Origin of the sequence: Micromonospora sp. NPDC049047, from assembly GCF_040649135.1 — a bacterium.
Classification (GTDB): Bacteria; Actinomycetota; Actinomycetes; order Mycobacteriales; family Micromonosporaceae; genus Micromonospora.
The window spans coordinates 46,833-68,437 of the sequence record NZ_JBEZEY010000014.1 but is presented as its reverse complement, the minus strand read 5'-3'; the positions used below and the strand labels follow the sequence as shown (position 1 = coordinate 68,437).

The following is a 21,605-nucleotide window of genomic DNA, read 5'->3' as shown; positions in this document are numbered from 1 at the left end:
CTCAGCTGTCGCGGGTCGGCTGGCGGTCCCGATAGCGGCGCAGCAACTCGGCGGCCCGGGTGTCGGTCAGCTCCAACTCGACGAGCGGCACCACCTGGTAATTCCGTTGACCGTGGCGCACCTCGATCGTCTCGGGCAGCTCATCGCACATGGTGGCCCTGACCTCACCGTACGTGGTTGACCATCGGTGCTCGCCCGGCTCCTCCGGTTCCAACCACACTCCGCCGAACTCACCCCAGTGGGCGTTCCACCGCTGGCCGTAGTTGTTCTCCAGCCAGCGGGTGAACAGCTGGGAGTCCTGCCAGCGCAGGGCGATCTCCAGCGCGTCGACCGGCACGGGTGCGCCCTGCAGCGCCGCGGCGGTACTTCCGGTGATCACCTGCGGGAAGTCAGGCAGCCGGTCCAACAGGTCATCAAGGCCGAGCTTCTCGATCCGCTCGGCGATGGGGCGCGCCGCCAGGTCGTCGATGCTGGCGTCGAGGTGCGCGTCCAGCGGTTCGACCCCGACGACCAGCTGCACGTCCATCGCGGCGAGCAGTCGTTCGAGCACCGGGATGTTCGGTGCACGGTCGCCACGTTCGATCCGGGCAATCGTTGTCTGGCTGACCTGGGCGAGTTCGGCGAGTTGACGCTGGGTCAGTTCGCGTAGTTGCCGCTCGTGTCGCACCGTGGCGCCGAGTAGGGCGACGAGGCGAGCGAACGACATCCTGGCATGGTGAACCAGCCGAATTGGTAACGACACCGCTGAGGCGGATTGCTGACTGAGTTGGTGTCTCGGGGGGAGCGCCTTGTCCTGGTGAGCGTGATTCCGCTGGGGCATCTAGATGCCCCAGCGGAATCACGCTCACCAGTGCATCTGCGACCACGCGCCGCCTGCGCCGCCGGCCAATGCGCGCCGCCGGCCATTGCGCGCTGCGGGGTGGCGGGGCGGGGCGTGACCGAGGGCTGCGGCGGGGGCGGCTAGGCTGGCTTACCGTGCTCGTACTCGTGGTGGACAGCTCGACCCCCGCGGTCACCGCGGCGCTGGTGGAGGTCTTGGCAGACGGTGTGGCGTCGCGGGCGCACCGGTGCACGGTCGACGCCCGCGCGCACGGTGAGTTACTCGCGCCCCAGGTGGATGCGGTCCTGGCCGACGCCGGGGCCCGCCCGCGCGACCTGGGCGCGATCGTCGCCGGGCTCGGCCCGGGGCCATTCACAGGGCTACGGGTCGGCCTCGTCACCGCCGCGACAATGGGTCAGGTGCTCGGCATCCCCACGTACGGCGTCTGCTCGCTCGACGGCATCGGCTACCCGGCGGCGTCCGGTGAGCCGGTGTTGGCCGCCAGCGACGCCCGGCGCAAGGAGCTCTACTGGGCTGTCTACGACGGCGCCGGCGAGCGGATCGTCGGCCCCGAGGTGTCCACGCCGGCGGTCGCCGCCGCACGCGCCCGGGAGTTGGGCGCGACCATCGCGGTGGGCGACGGGGCGCACCGGTACGCCGAGGTCCTGGACCTGCCCGTCCGGGTCGAGCCCCGGTACCCGGACGCCACAGTGCTGGCGCTGCTCGCGGCCGAGCGGATCCGGGCGGGTGCCCCCGGTGAGCGGCTCACGCCCCTCTACCTGCGGCGGCCCGACGCGGTGGCGGCGACCGGCCGCAAACCGGTCCTGCCATGACAGCGGTACAGCTCGAACCGTTCCGTTGGTGGCACATCGACGACGTGCTACCGATCGAGGCTGACCTATTCGGCGCCGAGCAGTGGTCGCCGGCCATGTTCTGGAACGAGTTGGCCAACGGGCACCACTACCGGGTCGCCGTCGACGCGGACGGTGCGGTGCTCGGTTACGCCGGGCTCGCCGGTGTTCCGCCGGGCGAGGTGTGGGTCCAGAACATCGCCGTGCGTCGGGACGTCCAGCGGCGCGGTGTCGGCCGCGCCCTGCTGGAGGAGTTGCTGGCCGAGGCGGCCCGACGTAACGCCCGCAGCACCCTGCTCGAGGTCGCCGCGGACAACGCCGCAGCTCAGCGGCTCTACGCGACCTACGGGTTCGAGCCGATCGGGGTGCGGCGGGGCTACTACCAACCGAGCAACACCGACGCGCTGGTGATGCGGCGCGACGCCGAGCCGACCGGGGACGGACCACACCACAATGGCTGACGAACCGCTGATCCTGGGCATCGAGACCTCCTGCGACGAGACCGGTGTCGGCATCGTGCGCGGGCACACCCTGCTTGCCGACGCGCTCGCCTCGAGCGTCGAGGAGCACGCCCGGTTCGGGGGTGTGGTGCCGGAGGTGGCCAGTCGGGCCCACCTGGAGGCCATCGTGCCGACCATGGACCGGGCCCTGACCGAGGCCGGTGTCACCCTTGCCGACATCGACGCGATAGCTGTCACTTCCGGGCCGGGGCTGGCCGGTGCTCTCCTGGTCGGTGTCGCCGCCGCGAAGGGGTACGCGCTCGCCGCCGAGAAGCCCGTGTACGGCGTGAACCATCTCGCCGCCCACGTCGCGGTGGACACCCTTGAGCACGGGCCGCTTCCCGAACCCGCAATCGCGCTGTTGGTGTCCGGTGGGCACTCGTCCCTGCTGCTCGTCGACGACCTGGCCCGGGGTGTCACCCCGCTGGGCGCCACCATCGACGACGCGGCCGGCGAGGCGTTCGACAAGGTCGCCCGGTTGCTGGGGTTGCCGTTTCCGGGCGGTCCACCGATCGACCGGGAGGCTCGGGCCGGTGACGCGGCCGCGATCACCTTCCCGCGCGGTCTGACCGCGGCGAAGGATCTCGCCGCCCACCGGTACGACTTCTCGTTCTCCGGGCTGAAGACCGCGGTGGCCCGGTGGGTCGAGGCGCGTGAGCGGGCCGGTGAGCCGGTGCCGGTGGCCGACGTGTCCGCGTCCTTCCAGGAGGCGGTCTGCGACGTGCTGACAAGCAAGGCGCTCGCCGCCTGCCGTGCGCAGGGCATCGAGACCCTGGTGATCGGCGGGGGAGTGGCGGCGAATTCGCGACTGCGGGCGATGGCCGAGCAGCGGGCCGAGAAGTACGGCATCCGGGTCCGGGTGCCCCGGCCGAAGCTGTGTACCGACAACGGGGCGATGGTGGCGGCGCTCGGGTCGCACCTGGTCGCCGCCGGGGTCGCGCCCAGCCAACTGGATCTTCCGGCTGACTCGGCACTGCCGTTGACCACGGTCAGCGTGTGACGGGAGCACCGGACATGATCGTACGGATGTGGGAGGCACGGGCCGAGGCGTACGGGGTCGCCGATCTGATCACCTGGGTGTGTGACACCGCCCTGCCGGAGTTGGAGCACGACCCGCTGCACGTCTCCAGCGAGGTCTTCTCCTCCACCGATCACCGGGTGGTGGTCATCTCCAAGTGGCGCAGCAGCCCGCGCCCGTTGCCCGATCCGCCCGCCCTGCTGGTGGCCCGCGCTCCGCACTCCTGGGACTTCACCCAGGTCGACCGCTGAGGCGAGCCACCAACTGGCGATGTCAGCTGCGGCGCAGCATCCGGTACGTGGCGATTCCGCCGGTGCCCAGCGCGGCGAGGAAGACCAACCAGACCACTGTGCTGCTGACGCCGACCTGGGGGCCGGCGTTGGCGGCGGCGGCTGCCAGCAGCCCGTCTTCACCGGGCGCGGGCAGCGCGGCCGGCGGCAGCTCCGGCCAGCGGACCAGCCCGGTGCTCTCCAGCATCTGCATGTGGTGCATGACGAAGCCGTTGGCGTCCTCGCAGAGCTTGCGGACCGTGGCGTCCCGGGTGCTGGCCCGCACCGCGCCGATCACCGGGAAGATCTTGCCGTGGGCGACCCGGAGCCGGGTGACGAAGATCTGGTCGAACCGGGCGCCGGAGGCCTTCTGCATCTCGGCCAGCCAGCCCTTCTGCTCGGCCGTCGGCTCGCTGGGGATGGTCGCGCCCAACTTGTTCGCCGCGTCCACTGTGAGCTGGTCGAGCCGTTGGTGCTCGCTGGCGATGCCGGCGCCGATCTCCCGTACCTTTGCCGACTGGCCCTTCTCGGCGGCCATCTGGCCGGCCGGCATCTCCCACAGCCCGGCCAACCGGACCCCGTTGAGCAGTGTCATGTCGGCGGCGTTGAGCTGCTGACCGCCGGCCGGCGCGGCGATGGCCACGCCGGGCAGGACACCGACCGCCGCGACGATGGCGATGAGCAGCAACGCCGCTCGGTGGGTCCGGTTGCCCAGTCGGCGACGGGCGGAGCTGAGCGGTGCCATGTCTGTGGGGCCTCCTCGGTCCGGACCGAAACGCGTCTGAACCGGGCAGCCACCTTCTGCCGACTGCCCGTCCGACCACTGGTACGGACTGATCACGCGATCAGTTCATCGCGACGCGCCGCGGATCAGCGGGTGACGTTGAGGAAGCCGCCGAGCAGCAGCAGAGTCAGCGCGGCAGCGGCGAAGAGGATCAGCAGCTCCCGACGCCCGTGCCCGCCGGGCTGGTCGCTGTCGGCGTGCGGGCCGGGCAGGACCGGCAGATCGCGGGTCAGGGCGGCCAGGTCACCGAGTGTGCGCGCCGTCCACACCGCACCGGCCCGCTCGGAGAACTCGTCGAGGGTCAGCCGGCCCGCCGCTGTGTGCTTGTGCAGCTCGGCGACCACCCGGTTGCGGTCGTCGTCGGAAGCGCGCAGCTCGACATCCACGCTGGACAGCGTACGCGGGATCAGCCCACGTCGAGGGGGTCGGCGAGGAGTCGTTCGAAGGCCAACTCGGCGGCCCCGATCAGGGGGGCGTCCTCGCCCAGCTGCGGCGTGCGCAGCCGGACGTGCTCCAGGCAGGCGGCGAGCGCGTTCGCGTTGAGTCGGCTGCGGACCTGGGCGGCCGAGGCGAGGTAGAGGTCGCGCATGGTACCCCCGAAGATGACCATTTCCGGGTTGAAGACGTTCACCAGGTTGGCCAGCCCGAAGCCGAGCCAGTCACCGGCCTGGCGGACCGCGGTCTGGGCGCGGGCGTCACCACGGTCGGCGGCTTCGAAGACGGCGAGCAGCGCGTCGGGGCCTCGGGCGTCGGAGCGTCCGGCGGCACGGAGCAGACCGTGCTCACCGATCTCGGTCTCCCAGCAGCCCCGGGAGCCGCACTCACAGGGCCTGCCGTCGAGCACCACCTTCATGTGGCCGACCTCGCCGCCGTACCCGCCGTGGCCGGTCAGCCGGCGGCCACCAGCGATGATGCCGGCACCCACGCCGACGTCGCCGTAGAGGTAGAGGACGTTGTCGCAGCCGGCCGCGACCCCCCGGGCGTGTTCGGCGAACGCCGCGACGTCCGCCACGTTGCCCACCGTGACCGGCACCTCGACGCCCAGTTCGGCGGCGAGCGCCGCGCCGATCGGCTCGTCCACCCAGCCGGTGGTCGGCCCGAGCCGGACCAGGCCGTCATCCCGGCGGACCATGCCGCAGACCGCGACGCCGGCACCGACGCAGATCGCGCCGGGCGGCACGGTCTGCTGCATCTCCTTGAGCGCGCCGGCCAGCAGCGGCGCGGCCTCCGCGGCCAGCAGGCCGCGCGGTCGGTCCAGCTCCCGGCGGTCCAGGACCGCGCCACCCAGTCCGATCCGGGCCGCGCGCAACCGGTCCACCTCGACGGAGTACGCGTACGCGTACACCCGGGCCGACTCGGGCCGGACGACAAGTGACGGTCGGCCGGCCCGGCCGGTTTCCTTTGGCGCTCCCTCGCTGACCAGCCCCACTGCGGACAGGTCGGTGGTGAGCGCGCCGATGGTGCTGCGGTTGAGGCCCAGTGTGGTGGTCAGTTCGGCGCGCGTCGTCGCCCCGTGGACGTGCACGTGCCGTAGCAGGGCCCCGAGGTTCTGCCGTCGGACGTCATCCTGACTCGGTCCTGGGCGCATCGTGGTGTTACCTCCCGCGCGGTTAGCGGGTGCCGGTTGCTGCCGCGCGGCGGCGGGAGAGCGCGTCGACGCTGGCGGCGAGGAGCAGCACGACGCCGGTGACCACGTACTTGACTCCCGCGGTGTAACCCATCAGGCCCATTCCGTTCTCGATTACCGCGACCACCGCGCCGCCGAGTACGGCGTCGAGGACGCGGCCCTTGCCGCCGAAGAGGCTGGTGCCTCCGATCACGGCCGCGCCGACCGCGTAGAGCAGTACGTTACTGCCCCCGGTGTTCGGGTCGACCGAGTTGGCCCGGCTGGCGGCCACGATGCCACCGATGGCGGCCATGGACGAGCAGATCACGAAGACCGAGATCCGGATCCGGTCGACGCCGATGCCGGCCCGGCGAGCGGCTTCCCGGTTGCCGCCCACGGCGTAGATGTGCCGGCCGTAGCTGGTGCGTTGGAGGACGAAGGTCCAGACCACCAGAAGCACCGCGATGATCGGCACCACGATCGGCACACCCTTGAGTGAGCTGATCAGGACGTTGCGGCTGCGCTCCAGGTTGAGCACGTACACCGCGGTGACGAGGATGACGGCGAGCCCGCCGATCCGCAGTGCCACCACCGCGATCGGGTCGGTGATCAGACCGCGGGCCACCCGGGTGCGGTGACGCAGCAGTTGCACCGCCCCGTAGCCGACGACCGCGAGGGCGGTCAGCGCCCAGCCCAGCGTGGGGGTGAGGTTGCGGTTGGCGATGGCGACAAGCACCTCGTCGCGCACGGAGATGTTGGTGCCCTCCTTGACCAGCAGCAGAACGACGCCCTGGAAGGCGAGGAAGCCGGCGAGGGTGACCACGAAGGACGGAATGCCGATCTTCGCGACGAGCATGCCGAGCGTGGTGCCGATGACCACACCGGTGGCGACCGCGGCGAGCACGGCGACCCACCAGGGGTAGCCGAGCACTGTGACCACATTGGCCAGCACCGCCGCGCAGACGCCGCTGGCGAAGCCGGCGGAGAGGTCGATCTCGCCGAGCAACAGCACGAAGACCAGGCCCATCGCGATCAGCGTGACCGCCGCGCCCTGGGTGAAGAGGTTTGCGAAGTTGCCGGCCGACAGGAACGACGACGGCCGCATGATCCCGAAGACGGTGCAGAGCACGATCAGGCCGAGCACGGCCGGCAGCGCGCCGACGTCGCCGCCGCGTACCCGGCTGAAGTAGTTGCGGACGTGGCCCCCGACGGTCGGCGGCGGTGTGACGGCCGCGGGGCCGTCCTTCCGCACGGCGGTGGTGGTCATCGGACGCCTCCTGAGATCGAGTCGGCCGGCTGCGGGCCGTCGCCGTTGCTGCCCGGGTCGGTGGCGAGGCCGAGCCCGCCCGAGCGCCCGGCGGTGATCAGCTCGACCACCTGGGCGTGGGTGATGTCTGTGGTCTTCACCTGGGCGACCATCTGGCCGAGGTACAGCGCGGCGATCCGGTCGGAGACGGCGAAGACGTCGTTCATGTTGTGCGAGATGAGCACCACGGCCAGGCCGTTGTCGGCGAGGCGGCGGACCAGTTCGAGCACCTGGGCGGTCTGTGCCACGCCGAGCGCGGCGGTCGGCTCGTCGAGGATGACCAGCTTGCTGTTCCAGAGCACCGCCTTGGCGATGGCCACGGTCTGGCGTTGACCCCCGGAGAGGCTCGACACGTGCTGGCGCAGCGAGGTGACGGTGCGGATGGAGAGGCCGGCAAGGGTTTCGGCGGCGAGCTGTTCCATTGTCGGCTCGTCGAGGACGATGCCGCTGCGCCTCTCCCGGCCGAGGAACATGTTCTGCACGATGTCCAGGTTGTCGCAGAGCGCGAGGTCCTGGTAGACGACCTCGATGCCGAGCGCGGCCGCGTCGCGGGGGCTGCCGATGTGCACCGGTTCACCGTTGAACAGGAACTCGCCGGAGTCGGTGGGGTGGATGCCGCTGATGCACTTCACCAGGGTCGACTTGCCGGCGCCGTTGTCGCCGACAAGCGCTGTCACTTCGCCCGGGTGGACGGTCAGGGCGACGTCGCGGAGCACCTGGACGGGACCGAAGCTCTTGTCGATCCCGCGGAGTTCCAGCAGGGGGGTCGCGGACACGGGGGTCTCCTTCTTAAGGGAGTGTCGGGGCCCGTCCGGCGGGCGCCGCCCGGCACGGGAGAGGTGCTCCCGTGCCGGGCGGCGGTTGTCGTCGCGGCGGGTACTGCGGCGTGGGTCAGCTGATGCCGGCTTCGCCGCAGAACTTGGCGTACGCCGCGGTGCAGACCGTCTCCTTGGTCACGTAGCCGTCGGCGATGACGTCCTTGACGGTGTCCTTGTAGATGGCCTTCGGGGTGAGCAGCACCGAGGGGACGTCCCGGTCACCGTCCTTCACCGACTGGCCGGTGTCCTTCTTCTCGCCCTTGGCGAGCGCGATGGCCAGGTCGGAGGCGGCCTTGGCCTCTTCCCGGACGGCCTTGTAGACGGTCATGCACTGGTCACCGGCGAGGATGTTCTGCAGGCCCTCGGTGCTGGCGTCCTGCCCGGTCACCGGCACCTTGCCGTTGAGCTTGTTCTTCTTCAGGATCGAGATGGCCGCGTTGCCGAGACCGTCGTTGGCGGCCAGCACGCCGTCGATCTTGCCGTTGGCCTTGGTGAGCTGCTGCTCGAAGATCGTCGCGGCCTGGGCGTTGTCCCACGCCGGCACGGCGTCCTCGGGGCCCTTGACGTATTCCTTGCTGTCGAACTTCGGCTTGAGTACCGAGTCGTAGCCGGCCTTGAACAGGGTGGCGTTGTTGTCGGTGGGGGAGCCGTTGAGGTACGCCACGACCGGGTTCTTGACGCCCTTCTCGGTCAGGCACTTCGTCAGGCCCTCGCCCTGGAGCTTGCCGACGTTCTCGTTGTCGAAGCTGACGTAGTACTGGGCGGAGCCGCCGAGGGTGAGTCGGTCGTAGTCGATGGTGGCGACGCCCTGCGACTTGGCCTTGTCGAGAACGGCCTTACCGGTGCCGGAGTCCAGGTTGACGATCATCAGGGCGGTGACGCCACCGGTGATCATCTGGTCGGCGATGGTCTGGAAGGCGGTCTTGTCGTTCTGGGCGTTCTGAATGTCGTACTGGACGCCGGCGGCCTTGAACGCCTCTTCCAGGAACCGACGGTCCGCGGTCTCCCACCGGGCCGAGGACTTGCTGTCCGGGAGGATCACGCCGATCTTGGGAGTCTTGGCGGAGGCGGCCTTGTCGCCGGAGTCGTCGCCACAGGCGGTCAAGCCGCCGGTCGTGAGCAGGCCCACGGCGGCGATGGTGAGGATCCCCTTACGCATGTGCAGGGTCCTTTCGGGGGTGGGGGAGGTGTTGTTTTTGTTGTGTCCGGCAACGTATTTCGGGTCACACCGCCTCCACAAGACCGCGCAGGTGCCAAGTTTGTTGGGAGCGATAACAATTCAGCAACGCGACTGTTACTCCCTGGGTATCCCACGGTGGGATCGACGTAACGAGAGTCGTCAGCGGGTCTGCAACGGGGCGGTGCGGGCGTCGGTGAGCGCCATCAGATCCGCCGCTGCCAGTTCCAGTTGCAGACCGCGCCGACCAGCCGAGACGTAGATCGTCGGGAATTCCAGCGCGGACTCGTCCAGCACGGTGGGCAGTCGCTTGCGCTGCCCGAGCGGGCTGATCCCACCGCGTACGTAGCCGGTGGCCCGTTCGGCCACGGCCCGGTCGGCAAGCGCCGCCCGCTTGCCGCCGACCGCCGTCGCGAGCGCCTTCAGATCCAGTTCGCCGGTGACCGGCACGACAGCCACTGTCAACGCGCCGTCGACAGCGGTCACCAACGACTTGAACACGCGCTCCGGTGGCACGCCCAGCGCCACCGCCACCAGCGCGCCGTAGTTCGGGGCGTCCGGGTCCACCCGGTAGGGGTGGGTGCGGTGCGCCACGCCGCGCTTGACCAACAGTGCCGTTGCCGGAGTGCCCTGTCCTGCCACCCCGCCGACGCTAGTCGACCGGCCGACCGATCAGCACTGTCGGTGCGCCGGCGACCCGGGTGAGCACCAGGCTCGCCGCCTCGTCGCCGGCCAGCCGCAGGTCCCGCCGAAGCTGCTCCGGCGTCAGCGCGGAACCCCGCTTCAGGATCTCCACCCGGCCCACCCGGCGGTCCCGCAGCAGCGCCCGCAGGCGCTTGAGCGAGAACGGCAGCACGTCGGTGATCTCCAGGCAGCGCGCGTACGGGGTGCGGGTCGGCAGGTCCGCATAGAGGTAGGCGATGCTCGGATCGCCGAGGGTGGCGTCCAGGTCGCCGGCCAGTTCGGCGACGAGGTGCGCGCGGACCACCGCCGGGTCCGGGTCGTACAGGTAACGCCGGGGCGGCCCGACCGGTGCCTCGTCGGCACCCGAGCCGGTGAGCTGGTGGCGACGGGTCTCGACGCCCTGCTGGCGGTAGAGCGTCGCGCGGCGCGGCACCTCCGCCAGCTCGCCGCACCAGAGCGCGGCCTCCACCAGGTCGCCGTCAACGCCTACCCACTCCGCCTCCGCGCCAGCGGGAATGAGCGCGTGGTCCAGGCCCGGCGCCACCTTCACCACGGTGCGCGGCACCCGCTCCGCCAGCCCTGTCACGAAGTCCCACGGTGGCGAGTAGGCGCGCGGGTCGAAGATCCGTCGCCCGGTGCCGCTGGCGCGGCGGGCCGGGTCGCAGAACACCCCGTCGACCCGGGAGACGTCGAACGCTGTGGCATCCCCGCACTCGACGGTGAACAGCTCGGCCAGTCCGGCCGCCTCCGCGTTGGCGGCGGCCATCGCGGCGGTCACCGGGTCGGCTTCCACCCCGTACACCCGGATGCCGGCGCGGGCGGCGGCCAGCGCGTCCGCGCCGAGGCCGCAGCCCAGATCGCCAAGGGTGCGCACACCTGCCGCGTGCAGCCGGGCGGCCCGATGGTCGGCGACCACCCGGCGGGTGGCCTGCTCCAGCCCGGGGCGGGTGAGGAACATGGCAGCGGCGGCCGGACCGAACTTGCCGACCGCCCGGTGCCGCAGCTCGGCCTGGGTGAGCGCCGCCGCGGCCAGCGTCGGCGGCACCCCGGCCGCGCGCAGCGCCGACGCCGCGGTCAGCGGATCACCGCCGGCCAGCTCGGCCGCCGCGGTGAGCGCCGCCGACCCCTCGGGGGTACGCAGCGCCGCCAGCTGATCGAGATCCACCCGGCCATTGTCCCGGCCCGGCTCGGCCGCCGGGACGGTGGTGCCAGTCGGCCGGCTCCGGGCGGCCGGCTCTGCCGCGGTGAACGCCTGCGGGCACCGGGGCGGGTGTCGGCGGGGATGTTGGTGTCGCCGGCTGCGTCGGGCGGGGTGTTGGTGTCGGCCGGCCGCGTCGGGCGGGGATGTTGGTGTCGGCCGGCTGCATCTGGCGGGGGTGCGGCCGGTGTCGGGTGTGGTGTCAGCCGGTCGGGGTGGCGGTGATGAAGGCTCGCCAGCTCGCCGGGGTGAAGGTGAGTGCCGGCCCGGCCGGGTCCTTGCTGTCGCGCACGGCGACCATGCCGGGCAGGTTGTCGGCGACCTCGACGCACGCGCCGCCGTTGCTGTTGCTGCGGGAGGACTTGCGCCAGGTGGCGTGGGTCAGGTCCATGTCTGCACCACTTCCTCGATCAGCCGGGCGGACTGCCGGCATGGCAGCGCTTCGCCGGTCACAGTCTCCCAGTGGCGCTCCAGGGCGGCAACGTCGTTCGGGCCGTCCACTGTCTGCCCCCGGAGCTGGTTGTCCAGGTGGGCCAGCTCGGCCCCGTTGCCGAGCCGGGCCAGGATGAACGGCCCGTTGAGCCCGACGTGCCAGGGAGCGTCGGCCGGCACGACCCGGACCTGCACGTTCGGCTCGTTGCTCACCGTCAGCAGGTGCTGTAGCTGCTCGCGCATGATCTTCCGGTCGCCGAGCTGCCGGCGCAGCGTGTGCTCCTCCAGCACCGCGACGAGGTGCGGACGAGGGTCGGCGGTCAGCACGGCCTGCCGGGCGAGCCGGGTCACCACCCGCGTCTCGACCTGCTCGGCGGTCAGCTCGCCGCCCACTCCGAGCATCGCCCGCGCGTACCCCTCGGTTTGCAACAGGCCGGGAATCACGGCCGGGTCGTACCAGCGCAGCGCCGCGGCCTCCCGCTCGTTGTCCTCCCAGGGGCGGAACCAGTCGGGCGCGGCGTGGAAGCGGATCAGCTCCAGCATGCCGACGAAGAGACCACCGGTGTCCAGGGTCGAGTCGACGCGGGCGACGTAATCCGGCTTGACCGGGTTCTGGCCGGTCTCGACCGCACTCACGTACGACGATGAGTAGTTGACCAGTTTGCCCAGCTCCTCCTGGCTGAGCCCGCGCGCCTGGCGTGCGCGGCGTAGCTGTTCGAGCAGGAACGTCAGGGTGGGTATCCGGGACACTCGGCTCCCTTTCCGCAGCTTCCGGTGATGGCAACCGACGGTAGGGAGACGGCCACGCCGGGACGAGGCGCTACCGGCGTGTTGCGGTAACGACTGGCGGAACTGTGGCGACACGGACAGCGGCGCGTTGGCACTCTCCTTGACGGAGTGCTAGCCACGGAATAACCTGCGATTAGCACTCTCACCCTGAGGGTGCCAGCTTCCGGGTCTCGCGACCCGGGTGCGCACGCCAGGCGGACCGGCACCCGCGACGACGGCCCCGCCCGGTGGCATGAGGCAGATTGACGCTGGTCGGCCCCGCCGGCCAGCAACGAAACCAGTACCCCAGGAGGGTATGCCCGTGACTACCGCGACCAAGGTTGCGATCAAGCCGCTCGAGGACCGCATCGTGGTCCAGGCGAACGAGGCTGAGACCACCACGGCGTCGGGCATCGTGATCCCCGACACCGCCAAGGAGAAGCCGCAGGAGGGCACCGTCCTCGCTGTGGGCCCGGGGCGCGTCGACGACAACGGCAACCGGGTTCCGGTTGACGTGCAGGTCGGCGACACCGTCCTTTACTCGAAGTACGGCGGCACCGAGGTCAAGTACGCCGGCGAGGAGTACCTGGTGCTCTCCGCCCGCGACGTCCTCGCGGTCATCGAGAAGTAAGCAACCGATCAGTGTCACTGCCCCGGTCCGGCTCGCCGGGCCGGGGCAATGGCGCTTCGAAGGGACATTTATGGCGAAGATCCTGAGCTTCTCGGACGACGCCCGGCACCTGCTGGAGCACGGTGTCAACGCCCTCGCTGACGCGGTCAAGGTCACCCTCGGCCCGCGCGGGCGCAACGTCGTCCTGGACAAGAAATTCGGTGCGCCGACGATCACCAACGATGGTGTGACCATCGCCAAGGAGATCGAGCTCACCAACCCGTACGAGAACCTTGGCGCGCAGCTGGTCAAGGAGGTGGCGACCAAGACCAACGACGTCGCCGGCGACGGCACCACCACCGCGACAGTGCTCGCCCAGGCGATGGTCCGCGAGGGCCTGCGCAACGTGACCGCCGGGACCAACCCGGCCGGCCTCAAGCGGGGCATCGACGCGGCGGCCACCAAGGTCTCCGAGGCGCTGCTCGGCCGTGCCGCCGAGGTCACCAGCAAGGAGTCGATCGCGAACGTGGCGACGATCTCCGCGCAGGACGCCACCATCGGCGACCTGATCGCCGAGGCGATGGAGCGGGTCGGCCGCGACGGTGTCATCACCGTCGAGGAAGGCTCCATGCTCACCACCGAGCTGGACGTGACCGAGGGTCTCCAGTTCGACAAGGGCTTCATCTCGCCGAACTTCGTCACCGACCTGGAGAGCCAGGAGTCCGTCCTTGAGGACGCGTACATCCTGGTCACCACCCAGAAGATCTCGGCGATCGAGGAGCTGCTGCCGCTGCTGGAGAAGGTCCTGCAGAACAGCAAGCCCCTGCTGATCATCGCCGAGGACGTGGACGGCCAGGCGCTCTCCACCCTGGTGGTCAACTCGCTGCGCAAGACCCTCAAGGTCTGCGCGGTCAAGGCCCCGGGCTTCGGTGACCGGCGCAAGGCGATGCTCCAGGACATCGCGATCTCCACGGGCGCCGAGCTGGTCGCCCCGGAGCTGGGCTACAAGATCGACCAGGTTGGCCTGGAGGTGCTCGGCACCGCTCGGCGCATCGTGGTCGACAAGGAGAACACCACGATCGTCGACGGCGGCGGCCAGAAGGCCGATGTCGCCGACCGGGTGGCCCAGATCCGCAAGGAGATCGAGGCCTCCGACTCCGACTGGGACCGGGAGAAGCTGGCCGAGCGGCTGGCGAAGCTCTCCGGTGGCATCGCCGTCATCAAGGCTGGCGCGGCCACCGAGGTCGAGATGAAGGAGCGCAAGCACCGCATCGAGGACGCCATCGCGGCGACCAAGGCTGCGGTCGAGGAGGGCACCGTGCCCGGCGGCGGCGCCGCCCTGGTGCAGATCCTCTCGGTGCTCGACGACGACCTGGGCTTCACCGGTGACGAGAAGGTAGGCGTCTCGGTCGTCCGCAAGGCGCTCGTCGAGCCGCTGCGCTGGATCGCCCAGAACGCCGGCCACGACGGTTACGTGGTGACGCAGAAGGTCGCCGACCTGGACTGGGGCAACGGCCTCGACGCCGCCAAGGGCGAGTACGTCGACCTGGTCAAGGCCGGCATCATCGACCCGGTGAAGGTGACCCGCAACGCGGTCACCAACGCCGCCTCGATCGCCGGTCTGCTGCTCACCACGGAGAGCCTCGTGGTCGAGAAGCCGGAGCAGGCCGAGCCGGCCGCCGCCGGTGGCGGTCACGGCCACGGCCACCAGCACGGCCCGGGCTTCTGACCGGTAGCGACACCCGTTGCGGGGCACGCCGTCGGACGACGGCGTGCCCCGTTCGTCTGCTCAGGTCCTTACCGAACGCTGACGTTGTTGGCTACCGGGCAGGATGATCGCGCACACTGGGCCGATGAGCAGCACGTCGCGGCGGTACGCCGCGCTGGCCGGAGTGACCGCCGCCGCCGTCGCGATCGGAATCGCCGAGCCGGTGGCGGTGCTGACCGGCCCCCGGTCCGCGCCAGTGGTAGCGGTCGGCGGGGTGGTCGTCGACGCCGTCCCCGAGTCGCTCAAGCAGTTCGCCATCGACCTCTTCGGCACCGCCGACAAGATCGCACTGCTGGTCGGCACCGGCCTGCTGCTCGGAGCGTTCGCCGCACTGTTCGGCATGCTGGCGGCCCGCCGGCTGGCATTCGGCCTCGCCGGCATCGCCGCGTTCGGTGCCATCGGCGTGGCCGCCGCCGTGACCCGCTCCGGTGCGGACGCGGCCGACGCGTTGCCCTCGCTTGTCGGTGCCGGGCTGGGTGCCCTGGTGCTCTGGTTGTTCATCGCCGGCCCGTTCGAGCTGAACCCCTGGCCCTGGTCACCCCCCGCCCCGAGCACGCCATCCGCCCCGACCACGCCCACGCCGCCCGTGCCGGTGACGCCCGCCGCGCCCGCGCCCGTGCCGGTGACCCCGGCCGGGCCGGCCGGTCCCGCGGAGGTCGACCCCGATTCTCGACGGCGGTTCCTCACCGCCAGCGGAGCACTGCTCGGCACCGCCGCGGTAGCCGGTCTGGGTGGCCGGTGGCTGGCCGGTCGGCGCGGAGTGTCCGCCGCCCGGGACGCGATCCGACTGCCCGCGCCGGTGGCCCCCGCACCGGCCGTGCCAGCCGGCGCGGACCTGGCACTCGCCCAACTCGCGCCGTACGTCACCCCGAACTTCGGGTTCTACCGGATCGACACGGCGCTCGTGGTGCCCCAGGTGGATCCGGACACCTGGCGGCTGCGTATCCACGGGCGGGTCGGTACCGAGCGCACCTACAGCTACGCGGATCTGCTGGCCCGTCCACTTGTCGAGCGGTACGTCACGCTGGCCTGTGTCTCCAACGAGGTGGGCGGGGACCTGATCGGCAACGCCCGCTGGCTCGGCGTACCCCTGCGGGAGTTGCTTGACGAGGTCGACCCGGACGCCGACGCCGACCAGGTCGTCGGCCGGTCGGTGGACGGCTGGACCTGCGGCACCCCCACCGCCGCGCTGCGCGACGGGCGGGACGCGCTGTTGGCGGTCGGCATGAACGGCGAGCCACTGCCTGTCGAGCACGGCTTCCCGGTCCGGATGGTGGTGCCCGGCCTCTACGGTTACGTGTCGGCCTGCAAGTGGGTGACCGAGCTGGAACTGACCCGGTTCGCCGACTTCGACGCGTACTGGGTGCCGCGCGGCTGGTCCGCCCAGGGGCCGATCAAGACCCAGTCGCGGATCGACGCCCCCCGCAGTCGTAACCGGCTGACCGCCGGCCCGGTAACCGTCGCCGGGGTGGCCTGGGCCCAGCATCGGGGCATCAGCCGGGTCGAGGTACGCGTCGACGGCGGCGACTGGCAGCAGGCCCAACTGGCCCCGACCGTGTCGGTGGACACCTGGGTGCAGTGGTCCTGGCGCTGGGACGCCACGCCGGGCGAGCACCGGCTCCAGGTCCGGGCGACGGACGCGACAGGCGAAACCCAGACCGAGCGTACGCAGGACGTCGCCCCGGACGGTGCGACCGGCTGGCACACGGTCACCGTCACCGTCCGCTGACCCGCGGCCGGCGTACGCAGCCTGCCGTATCCGCGATGACGTCGCCGGGCGGACGTGGGCCGGACCGTATCGGGACAGGGTGAAGTCATGACTGTTACCGCACGGACCTTCACCATCGCCGGCCTCGTCGTCGGCGCCGCGGGCATCGCCATGCTGTGGGCTGCCGGAGTCGAGTTCCCCATAGCGGTACCGCCCGGGATGATCATCCTGCTGGCTGGCGCCGTCTTCGTCGCGTTCGTACCGTGGCGCTGGTCGCCCGCGGTGGGCGCGCTGCTGGGTCTGTTCGTGACCGTCGGGTTCCTGATCAGCCCGACCGGGGTGGACAACCTGCTCGGGCGGCACGGAGCCGACGTGGCGACCGGACAGTTCATCCAACTGGTCGGGGTGCTGACCGCGCTGATCGCCGGGGCGTTGGCCACCAACGCTGCCCGTCGGATGTCCCAGCGTCACCGATCCGGGCGGCTCGGGGTTACCCGCTGAGTCGCGCATCCAGCCGCGGACCAGCCGAAGACGCCGCTGGCCGGCACCCGGGTGGGGTGCCGGCCAACGGTCGGGTCGTGCGGTGGGTCAGCTGTTCCAGTACTGGCCGACCAGGTCGGCAGCCTGCTGCTCCCACTGGGCGTACGCGTCCGGGTACGCCGAGACCTGCACGGTCTGCGCGGCCACGGTCAGCGGCATGTCCTGCCACCCGTCAACCTGACGCAGGCCCTTGAGGAACGCCGTCGTCGAGTACTCGGGGTCGGTGATCTGCTCCGGCGTACCCCAACCCGAACTCGGGCGCTGCTGGAACAGGCCCAGCGAGTCGTGGTCGTTCATGTCACCGAGGTGACCCAGGTTTTCCAGCTTCGACTCCTGCAGGCTCGTCGCGATCGAGATCACGGCGGCCCGCTCCGGCAGACCGGCCTTCTTCGTGGCGGCGATGATCGCCTTGACGTTGGCGGTCTGCTCGTCGTTCAGGTCGATGTGGGACTGGTTGCCCTGGGTGCCGTGCGGGATCAGCTTGGCGGGGTCCGGCTTGTCGGCCTGCACCGCTACCGCGACCGGCTTGGCGTCCACGGCGTTGGTGTGGGCGGCGATCGGGCCGGCGAACACACCACCGGCGAACGCGAGACCAGCAACGGACAGCACGCTGTTACGGAAGATCGTGTTCATGGGGGTAGCTCCTTCGGGGGTAAGGACACCCGCCTGAGGGCTGCGGATGTGAGCACCTCGTCCGGCGCTGCAAAAGGGGGGAAGTCTTTCGGCGACCAGCAGAGCCCGGGGGCTTGCGGTGCCGGGTCCGTGTGTAACGACCGGGGGGCCGCTGTCATTCCGGGGGCGGCCCATCCATCGGCACCCCCGTGGGGCGGTGACCGGGCGGTCGTTCGTGGGGACTGCAACGACCAGGCCCCGGCCCGCATTCCAGCCCCGGGGGCGGGGCGGCGGGGCGGTGGTGCTGCGATCGTCAGGGTGTGTAACGACCCCGGCCCGGCCATGATTCCGGGCCACGGGTGCACCCGGTCACAGGTCAACGACCCTCAGACCGGACAAAGCGCCCATCAGTGCGGCAGGTTCACCACGTGGGCTGACGCGAAACCGCGCCCCCGAACCGGGAGCGCGGTTTCGCGAAATCAGGGACGTGTGGGGTCAGGCGACGTGGCGTTGCTGGATCGGGATGGCCGACTTGTGTGGGCTGCCCAGTCGGGCCTCCAGTCGGGCGACGTCGACCCGGGCGTGCCGGCGGTCGGCGAGGTCCTCCCAACCGACGGCCAGCAGTCGGAGCCGTTCCGACTCGCTGAAACCACCCCAGACGCCGTAGGGCTCGCGAACCGACAGGGCGTGCGCGGCGCACTCGGCCCGAACCGGGCAGGCGCGGCAGACCGCCTTGGCGGCCGACTCCCGACGCAGCCGGGAGGAGCCTCGCTCGCCGTCGGGGTGGAAGAACTGGGCGCTGTCCCGACCTCGGCAGGCACCGAGCCGCTGCCAGTCCCAGAGATCGACGATGGGCCCGGGCAGTCTACGTACGTTCGACATCAGCACCCCTCCTCCCGCGCGGCTCCGCGAGAAATCCATGTGGCCGGCATCCGGGCGGCGGGCCGCGCAGGCGCACCGTTCCCGGCCTGTGGCCCTCCCGGTACCCGGACCGTTGACGGCTCACACATCTGTGATCGAAAACGTCCTAGAAATTGCGGCTTTTGCCCCAACTGTCGGAAAAGTTCGAAGGATTGCCGGGAACCCCCTCCTCAGCCGACCCCGTCATGGTCTGCTCGTTGGCGGAGAGGAGACCACAGTGCGTACCGTCCTTGTGTGCGTTCGGACACCGCTCGCGGCCCAGCACCTTACTTCTGCTGCCGCGCGGCTGGGGTTGTCCGCAATCGTTCGTACCGCCGTCTCCGATCCTGAGGTGATGCTGCGGCTCGCCGAGCGACCGGCTGACGTGGTGCTGGCCGACACGGCCCTGACCCGGCCGGACAGCGCCGGCTTCGTCCGTCGGGTGCTGGCCCGCGCGCCGCACGCCGCGGTGCTGCTGCTCGGCACCGAAGAGTCCGAGGCCGCGGCGGCCACCATCAGCGCCGGGGCCCGGGGTCTCATCCAGAACGTCGACCACGACCTGACCAGCGCGGTGGCGAAGGCGCTGCTGCTGCTCACCGCCCCCGGCCGGACGTCACGGCAACGGGTCACCGATCCGGCCCGGGACGCCGCGGCGGTGGGCGGCTCGGGTCGGTCCGGGCCGTCCTCGCGTGGCTCCGGCGATCCCGGCTGGACGGCCACGCCCGGCGAGGGGCAGGCGGGGGTGCCGTCGGTGCCGGTGCAGCGGGGTGACGACGAGGTCGAGTCGGCGACCGGCGAGTCGGCGGATCAGACCGATCCCGCCCGGCCCGCCCCGAACGCCCGGCCCAGCCGAGCGTCGATCGGGCTGACCGAGCGCGAGCTTCAGGTGCTGCTCGGCATGGCCGAGGGCAAGAGCAACGCGGAGATCGGTCGGGAGCTGTTCGTGTCGGAGGACACCGTCAAGACGCACGCCCGACGGCTGTTCCGCAAGCTCGGCGCTCGAGACCGGGCACACGCGGTGGCAGCAGGCTTCCGGGCCGGCCTGGTCGCCTGAGCCGGGCCCGTCACTCGGTGACGGTCGGGGGGTCCGACTCGTCCTCGGTGCCCTCGGTCAGGGTGTCGTGCACCCCGTCGGCGTAACCCCGGGCATAGTCCCAGGTCACGTAGTGATCCGGGTCGGGGTCGTAGGCGGGCTCGTGCACCCGGGGCCGACCGGAGTTGAGCAGGTGCCGCAGGTTGCCGCGGAGCAGGTCCCAGTCGAAGTAGTGCGGTTCCCGGCAGTCCTCGCATTCGATCACCAGCCCACGGACCCCGATCGGGGCCAGCAGGGCCTGGTAGATCTCCAGGTCGGCGAGGTCTTCGAGCACATCCTGCCGTTCGACGTCGGTCAGCGGATCCGGCGTCGCGTCATCGCCCGGGTCATCCAGACCCGCTGTCGGATCGGCCGGGTCGCCATTGAACGGGTCGATGGGCTCGTCGTGCACCCCCTCACCGTAGACCCAACGCGGCGGGAACGTCCGCCCCCCGGCCTCCGCGCCGAGCCGGCCTGCCACGGAGGGGTCGCCCAGCTCACTGGGTACGATGAGGCGACGGGCCGGCAGCGTGGCGCGCTCCGGTGCCCGCCCGCGCCACCTCGCTGAAGCCCATCCGAGCAGCTCAGGGGAGCAATCGTGGAAAATTCGCCCAGCACCGATCTGCCGGCCGGCGTCGAGCACGCCGACCTGGGCGGCCACCTGCCCGAGCTGCCGGCCGGCTCCGCCCGGGTGGTTCCGCTCGGCCTCACCTTCGACGACGTGCTGTTGCAGCCGGGCGAGTCGGACGTGGTGCCCAGCCGGGTCAACACCCGCACGAAGCTCACCCGCAACATCGAGCTGTCGATTCCGCTGCTGTCCAGTGCGATGGACACGGTGACCGAGGCCCGGATGGCGATCGCCATGGCCCGCCAGGGTGGCATCGGCGTGCTGCACCGCAACCTCTCGATGGAGGACCAGGCGCTCCAGGTCGACCTGGTCAAGCGGTCCGAGTCCGGCATGATCACCAACCCGGTGACCGCCAGCCCGGACGACACGCTGCGCGAGGTCGACGAGTTGTGCGGGCGTTACCGCATCTCCGGCGTACCGGTGGTGGACGGCGACGGCCAACTGGTCGGCATCGTCACCAACCGGGACATGCGGTTCGTCTCCGAGCCGAACACCCCGGTCCGCGAGATCATGACCCACACTCCGCTGATCACCGCGCGGGTCGGGGTGAGCAAGGACGACGCCCTGGCGCTGCTGCGCCAGCACAAGGTCGAGAAGCTGCCGATCGTCGACGACTCGGGCCGGCTGCGTGGCCTGATCACCGTCAAGGACTTCACCAAGAGCGAGCAGTACCCGGACGCCAGCAAGGACGACGCCGGCCGACTGCGGGTCGCCGCCGCCATCGGTGTCGGCGAGGACGCGTACAAGCGGGCCCGGGCCCTTGTCGACGCGGGCGTCGACGTGCTGATCGTGGACACCGCGCACGGTCACCAGCGGGCCGTGCTGGACATGGTCCGTCGGCTCAAGGCCGACGTGGCGGTCGACGTGATGGGCGGCAACGTGGCCACGTACGCGGGCGCGAAGGCGCTCGTCGACGCCGGCGCGGACGGCGTCAAGGTGGGCGTGGGTCCGGGCGCGATCTGCACCACCCGGATCGTCGCCGGGGTCGGCGTGCCGCAGGTGACCGCGATCATGGAGGCGGCCCGGGCCGCCCGCCCGGCCGGTGTGCCGGTGATCGGCGACGGTGGCATCCAGTATTCCGGCGACATCGCCAAGGCCCTGGTGGCCGGCGCCGACACCGTGATGCTCGGCAGTCTGCTGGCCGGTTGCGAGGAGAGCCCCGGCGAGCTGATCTTCGTCAACGGCAAGCAGTTCAAGACCTACCGCGGCATGGGGTCGCTCGGGGCGATGCAGTCCCGGGGTCAGGCCAAGTCGTACAGCAAGGACCGCTACTTCCAGCAGGACGTGCTCAGCGACGACAAGCTGGTCCCGGAGGGCGTGGAGGGTCAGGTGCCCTACCGGGGGCCGCTCTCCCGGGTGGCGCACCAGCTGGTCGGCGGGTTGCGACTGGCCATGGGGTACGCCGGTGCGGAGAACATCCCCGATCTGCACCGCCGGGGCCAGCTCATCCGGATCACCGCGGCCGGCCTGAAGGAGAGCCACCCGCACGACATCCAGATGACCGTCGAGGCGCCCAACTACCACACCCGCTGATCC

24 protein-coding genes are annotated in these 21,605 nt (G+C 71.0%); 10 read left to right on the top strand and 14 right to left on the bottom strand.

Going from position 1 to position 21,605, the window contains the following annotated elements; genetic code table 11:
• Position 1: 1 nt before the first annotated feature.
• Positions 2–706: a helix-turn-helix transcriptional regulator gene (locus AB0B86_RS21795; protein ID WP_357402914.1), complete on the bottom strand. Its 705-nt coding sequence runs from the start codon at positions 704–706 to the stop codon at positions 2–4.
• Positions 707–975: 269 nt separating this feature from the next.
• Here AB0B86_RS21795 and tsaB point away from each other — a divergent pair, with 269 nt between their 5' ends.
• The 4 genes from tsaB to AB0B86_RS21775 are packed head-to-tail and all read left to right on the top strand — an operon-like array spanning position 976 to position 3,440.
• Positions 976–1,653: a tRNA (adenosine(37)-N6)-threonylcarbamoyltransferase complex dimerization subunit type 1 TsaB gene (gene tsaB / locus AB0B86_RS21790; protein WP_357402916.1), complete on the top strand. Its 678-nt coding sequence runs from the start codon at positions 976–978 to the stop codon at positions 1,651–1,653.
• Positions 1,650–2,132 carry a ribosomal protein S18-alanine N-acetyltransferase gene (gene rimI, locus AB0B86_RS21785; RefSeq protein WP_357419694.1) on the top strand — a complete coding sequence of 161 codons (483 nt, stop codon included), beginning with the start codon at positions 1,650–1,652 and terminating at the stop codon, positions 2,130–2,132. The genes tsaB and rimI overlap by 4 nt, the downstream gene beginning before the upstream one ends.
• Positions 2,125–3,171 (top strand): tRNA (adenosine(37)-N6)-threonylcarbamoyltransferase complex transferase subunit TsaD, encoded by a 1,047-nt coding sequence (tsaD, locus tag AB0B86_RS21780; RefSeq protein ID WP_357419691.1) that lies wholly within the window; start codon positions 2,125–2,127, stop codon positions 3,169–3,171. Before rimI ends, tsaD begins: the two co-directional genes overlap by 8 nt.
• Before the next feature lie 14 nt (positions 3,172–3,185).
• Positions 3,186–3,440: a hypothetical protein gene (locus tag AB0B86_RS21775; RefSeq protein ID WP_039906914.1), complete on the top strand. Its 255-nt coding sequence runs from the start codon at positions 3,186–3,188 to the stop codon at positions 3,438–3,440.
• 22 nt (positions 3,441–3,462) lie between these two features.
• Here the strand turns inward: AB0B86_RS21775 and AB0B86_RS21770 are convergent, their stop codons facing one another.
• From AB0B86_RS21770 to AB0B86_RS21725, 10 genes are all read right to left on the bottom strand, one after another.
• A complete protein-coding gene (locus tag AB0B86_RS21770) occupies positions 3,463–4,203 on the bottom strand; it encodes a DUF4142 domain-containing protein (RefSeq protein WP_357402922.1) in 741 nt (246 codons plus the stop codon).
• A gap of 125 nt (positions 4,204–4,328) precedes the next feature.
• Positions 4,329–4,628, bottom strand: coding sequence for a DUF1707 domain-containing protein (locus AB0B86_RS21765; protein ID WP_357402924.1), 300 nt, complete (start codon positions 4,626–4,628; stop codon positions 4,329–4,331).
• A gap of 20 nt (positions 4,629–4,648) precedes the next feature.
• Positions 4,649–5,830, bottom strand: coding sequence for an ROK family protein (locus AB0B86_RS21760; RefSeq protein WP_357402926.1), 1,182 nt, complete (start codon positions 5,828–5,830; stop codon positions 4,649–4,651).
• Between the two features lie 22 nt (positions 5,831–5,852).
• Positions 5,853–7,115, bottom strand: a complete 1,263-nt coding sequence (locus AB0B86_RS21755) for an ABC transporter permease (protein ID WP_357402928.1) — start codon at positions 7,113–7,115, stop codon at positions 5,853–5,855.
• Positions 7,112–7,930: an ATP-binding cassette domain-containing protein gene (locus tag AB0B86_RS21750; RefSeq protein WP_357402930.1), complete on the bottom strand. Its 819-nt coding sequence runs from the start codon at positions 7,928–7,930 to the stop codon at positions 7,112–7,114. The genes AB0B86_RS21755 and AB0B86_RS21750 overlap by 4 nt, the downstream gene beginning before the upstream one ends.
• A 115-nt stretch (positions 7,931–8,045) precedes the next feature.
• Positions 8,046–9,131: a substrate-binding domain-containing protein gene (locus AB0B86_RS21745; protein WP_357402932.1), complete on the bottom strand. Its 1,086-nt coding sequence runs from the start codon at positions 9,129–9,131 to the stop codon at positions 8,046–8,048.
• Between the two features lie 180 nt (positions 9,132–9,311).
• Positions 9,312–9,791, bottom strand: a complete 480-nt coding sequence (gene ybaK, locus AB0B86_RS21740) for a Cys-tRNA(Pro) deacylase (RefSeq protein WP_357402934.1) — start codon at positions 9,789–9,791, stop codon at positions 9,312–9,314.
• Positions 9,792–9,801: 10 nt separating this feature from the next.
• Complete coding sequence (locus AB0B86_RS21735; RefSeq protein ID WP_357419686.1) at positions 9,802–10,998, bottom strand: methyltransferase domain-containing protein; 1,197 nt, start codon at positions 10,996–10,998, stop codon at positions 9,802–9,804.
• Positions 10,999–11,233: 235 nt separating this feature from the next.
• Positions 11,234–11,422, bottom strand: coding sequence for a DUF397 domain-containing protein (locus AB0B86_RS21730; protein ID WP_357419683.1), 189 nt, complete (start codon positions 11,420–11,422; stop codon positions 11,234–11,236).
• Complete coding sequence (locus AB0B86_RS21725; protein WP_357419680.1) at positions 11,413–12,213, bottom strand: helix-turn-helix transcriptional regulator; 801 nt, start codon at positions 12,211–12,213, stop codon at positions 11,413–11,415. The genes AB0B86_RS21730 and AB0B86_RS21725 overlap by 10 nt, the downstream gene beginning before the upstream one ends.
• Positions 12,214–12,547: 334 nt before the next feature.
• On the opposite strand from AB0B86_RS21725, the gene groES reads away from it, so the two are divergent.
• The 4 genes from groES to AB0B86_RS21705 all read left to right on the top strand — a co-directional run bounded on the left by groES (position 12,548) and on the right by AB0B86_RS21705 (position 16,818).
• Positions 12,548–12,862, top strand: coding sequence for a co-chaperone GroES (gene groES, locus AB0B86_RS21720; RefSeq protein WP_030330046.1), 315 nt, complete (start codon positions 12,548–12,550; stop codon positions 12,860–12,862).
• 70 nt (positions 12,863–12,932) lie between these two features.
• Positions 12,933–14,570, top strand: coding sequence for a chaperonin GroEL (gene groL / locus AB0B86_RS21715; RefSeq protein WP_357402942.1), 1,638 nt, complete (start codon positions 12,933–12,935; stop codon positions 14,568–14,570).
• A gap of 124 nt (positions 14,571–14,694) precedes the next feature.
• Positions 14,695–16,338: a molybdopterin-dependent oxidoreductase gene (locus tag AB0B86_RS21710; protein ID WP_357419676.1), complete on the top strand. Its 1,644-nt coding sequence runs from the start codon at positions 14,695–14,697 to the stop codon at positions 16,336–16,338.
• Between the two features lie 87 nt (positions 16,339–16,425).
• Complete coding sequence (locus AB0B86_RS21705; RefSeq protein ID WP_357402946.1) at positions 16,426–16,818, top strand: hypothetical protein; 393 nt, start codon at positions 16,426–16,428, stop codon at positions 16,816–16,818.
• A gap of 87 nt (positions 16,819–16,905) precedes the next feature.
• On the opposite strand, the gene AB0B86_RS21700 is transcribed toward AB0B86_RS21705, so the two are convergent.
• Both AB0B86_RS21700 and AB0B86_RS21695 read right to left on the bottom strand, forming a co-directional pair.
• Positions 16,906–17,490, bottom strand: a complete 585-nt coding sequence (locus AB0B86_RS21700; RefSeq protein WP_357402948.1) for a hypothetical protein — start codon at positions 17,488–17,490, stop codon at positions 16,906–16,908.
• 474 nt (positions 17,491–17,964) lie between these two features.
• A complete protein-coding gene (locus tag AB0B86_RS21695) occupies positions 17,965–18,351 on the bottom strand; it encodes a WhiB family transcriptional regulator (RefSeq protein ID WP_357402950.1) in 387 nt (128 codons plus the stop codon).
• Between the two features lie 256 nt (positions 18,352–18,607).
• Between AB0B86_RS21695 and AB0B86_RS21690 the strand changes: the two genes are divergently transcribed.
• On the top strand, positions 18,608–19,423 hold the full coding sequence (locus tag AB0B86_RS21690) for a response regulator transcription factor (protein ID WP_357402952.1): 816 nt from the start codon (positions 18,608–18,610) through the stop codon (positions 19,421–19,423).
• Between the two features lie 10 nt (positions 19,424–19,433).
• On the opposite strand, the gene AB0B86_RS21685 is transcribed toward AB0B86_RS21690, so the two are convergent.
• Positions 19,434–19,853 carry a DUF5319 domain-containing protein gene (locus AB0B86_RS21685; protein ID WP_357419673.1) on the bottom strand — a complete coding sequence of 140 codons (420 nt, stop codon included), beginning with the start codon at positions 19,851–19,853 and terminating at the stop codon, positions 19,434–19,436.
• Positions 19,854–20,039: 186 nt separating this feature from the next.
• On the opposite strand from AB0B86_RS21685, the gene guaB reads away from it, so the two are divergent.
• Positions 20,040–21,602, top strand: coding sequence for an IMP dehydrogenase (gene guaB, locus AB0B86_RS21680; protein ID WP_357402956.1), 1,563 nt, complete (start codon positions 20,040–20,042; stop codon positions 21,600–21,602).
• The last annotated feature ends 3 nt before the right edge of the window (positions 21,603–21,605 follow it).

Coding starts and splice junctions, on each gene's coding strand:
- rimI (WP_357419694.1), top strand. CDS start 1,650: ATGACAGCGGTACAGCTCGAACCGTTCCGTTGGTGGCACATCGACGAC.
- AB0B86_RS21760 (WP_357402926.1), bottom strand. CDS start 5,830: ATGCGCCCAGGACCGAGTCAGGATGACGTCCGACGGCAGAACCTCGGG.
- groL (WP_357402942.1), top strand. CDS start 12,933: ATGGCGAAGATCCTGAGCTTCTCGGACGACGCCCGGCACCTGCTGGAG.
- AB0B86_RS21705 (WP_357402946.1), top strand. CDS start 16,426: ATGACTGTTACCGCACGGACCTTCACCATCGCCGGCCTCGTCGTCGGC.
- AB0B86_RS21770 (WP_357402922.1), bottom strand. CDS start 4,203: ATGGCACCGCTCAGCTCCGCCCGTCGCCGACTGGGCAACCGGACCCAC.
- AB0B86_RS21710 (WP_357419676.1), top strand. CDS start 14,695: ATGAGCAGCACGTCGCGGCGGTACGCCGCGCTGGCCGGAGTGACCGCC.
- tsaD (WP_357419691.1), top strand. CDS start 2,125: ATGGCTGACGAACCGCTGATCCTGGGCATCGAGACCTCCTGCGACGAG.
- AB0B86_RS21700 (WP_357402948.1), bottom strand. CDS start 17,490: ATGAACACGATCTTCCGTAACAGCGTGCTGTCCGTTGCTGGTCTCGCG.
- AB0B86_RS21775 (WP_039906914.1), top strand. CDS start 3,186: ATGATCGTACGGATGTGGGAGGCACGGGCCGAGGCGTACGGGGTCGCC.
- AB0B86_RS21755 (WP_357402928.1), bottom strand. CDS start 7,115: ATGACCACCACCGCCGTGCGGAAGGACGGCCCCGCGGCCGTCACACCG.
- AB0B86_RS21695 (WP_357402950.1), bottom strand. CDS start 18,351: ATGTCGAACGTACGTAGACTGCCCGGGCCCATCGTCGATCTCTGGGAC.
- AB0B86_RS21795 (WP_357402914.1), bottom strand. CDS start 706: ATGTCGTTCGCTCGCCTCGTCGCCCTACTCGGCGCCACGGTGCGACAC.
- AB0B86_RS21730 (WP_357419683.1), bottom strand. CDS start 11,422: ATGGACCTGACCCACGCCACCTGGCGCAAGTCCTCCCGCAGCAACAGC.
- AB0B86_RS21745 (WP_357402932.1), bottom strand. CDS start 9,131: ATGCGTAAGGGGATCCTCACCATCGCCGCCGTGGGCCTGCTCACGACC.
- groES (WP_030330046.1), top strand. CDS start 12,548: ATGCCCGTGACTACCGCGACCAAGGTTGCGATCAAGCCGCTCGAGGAC.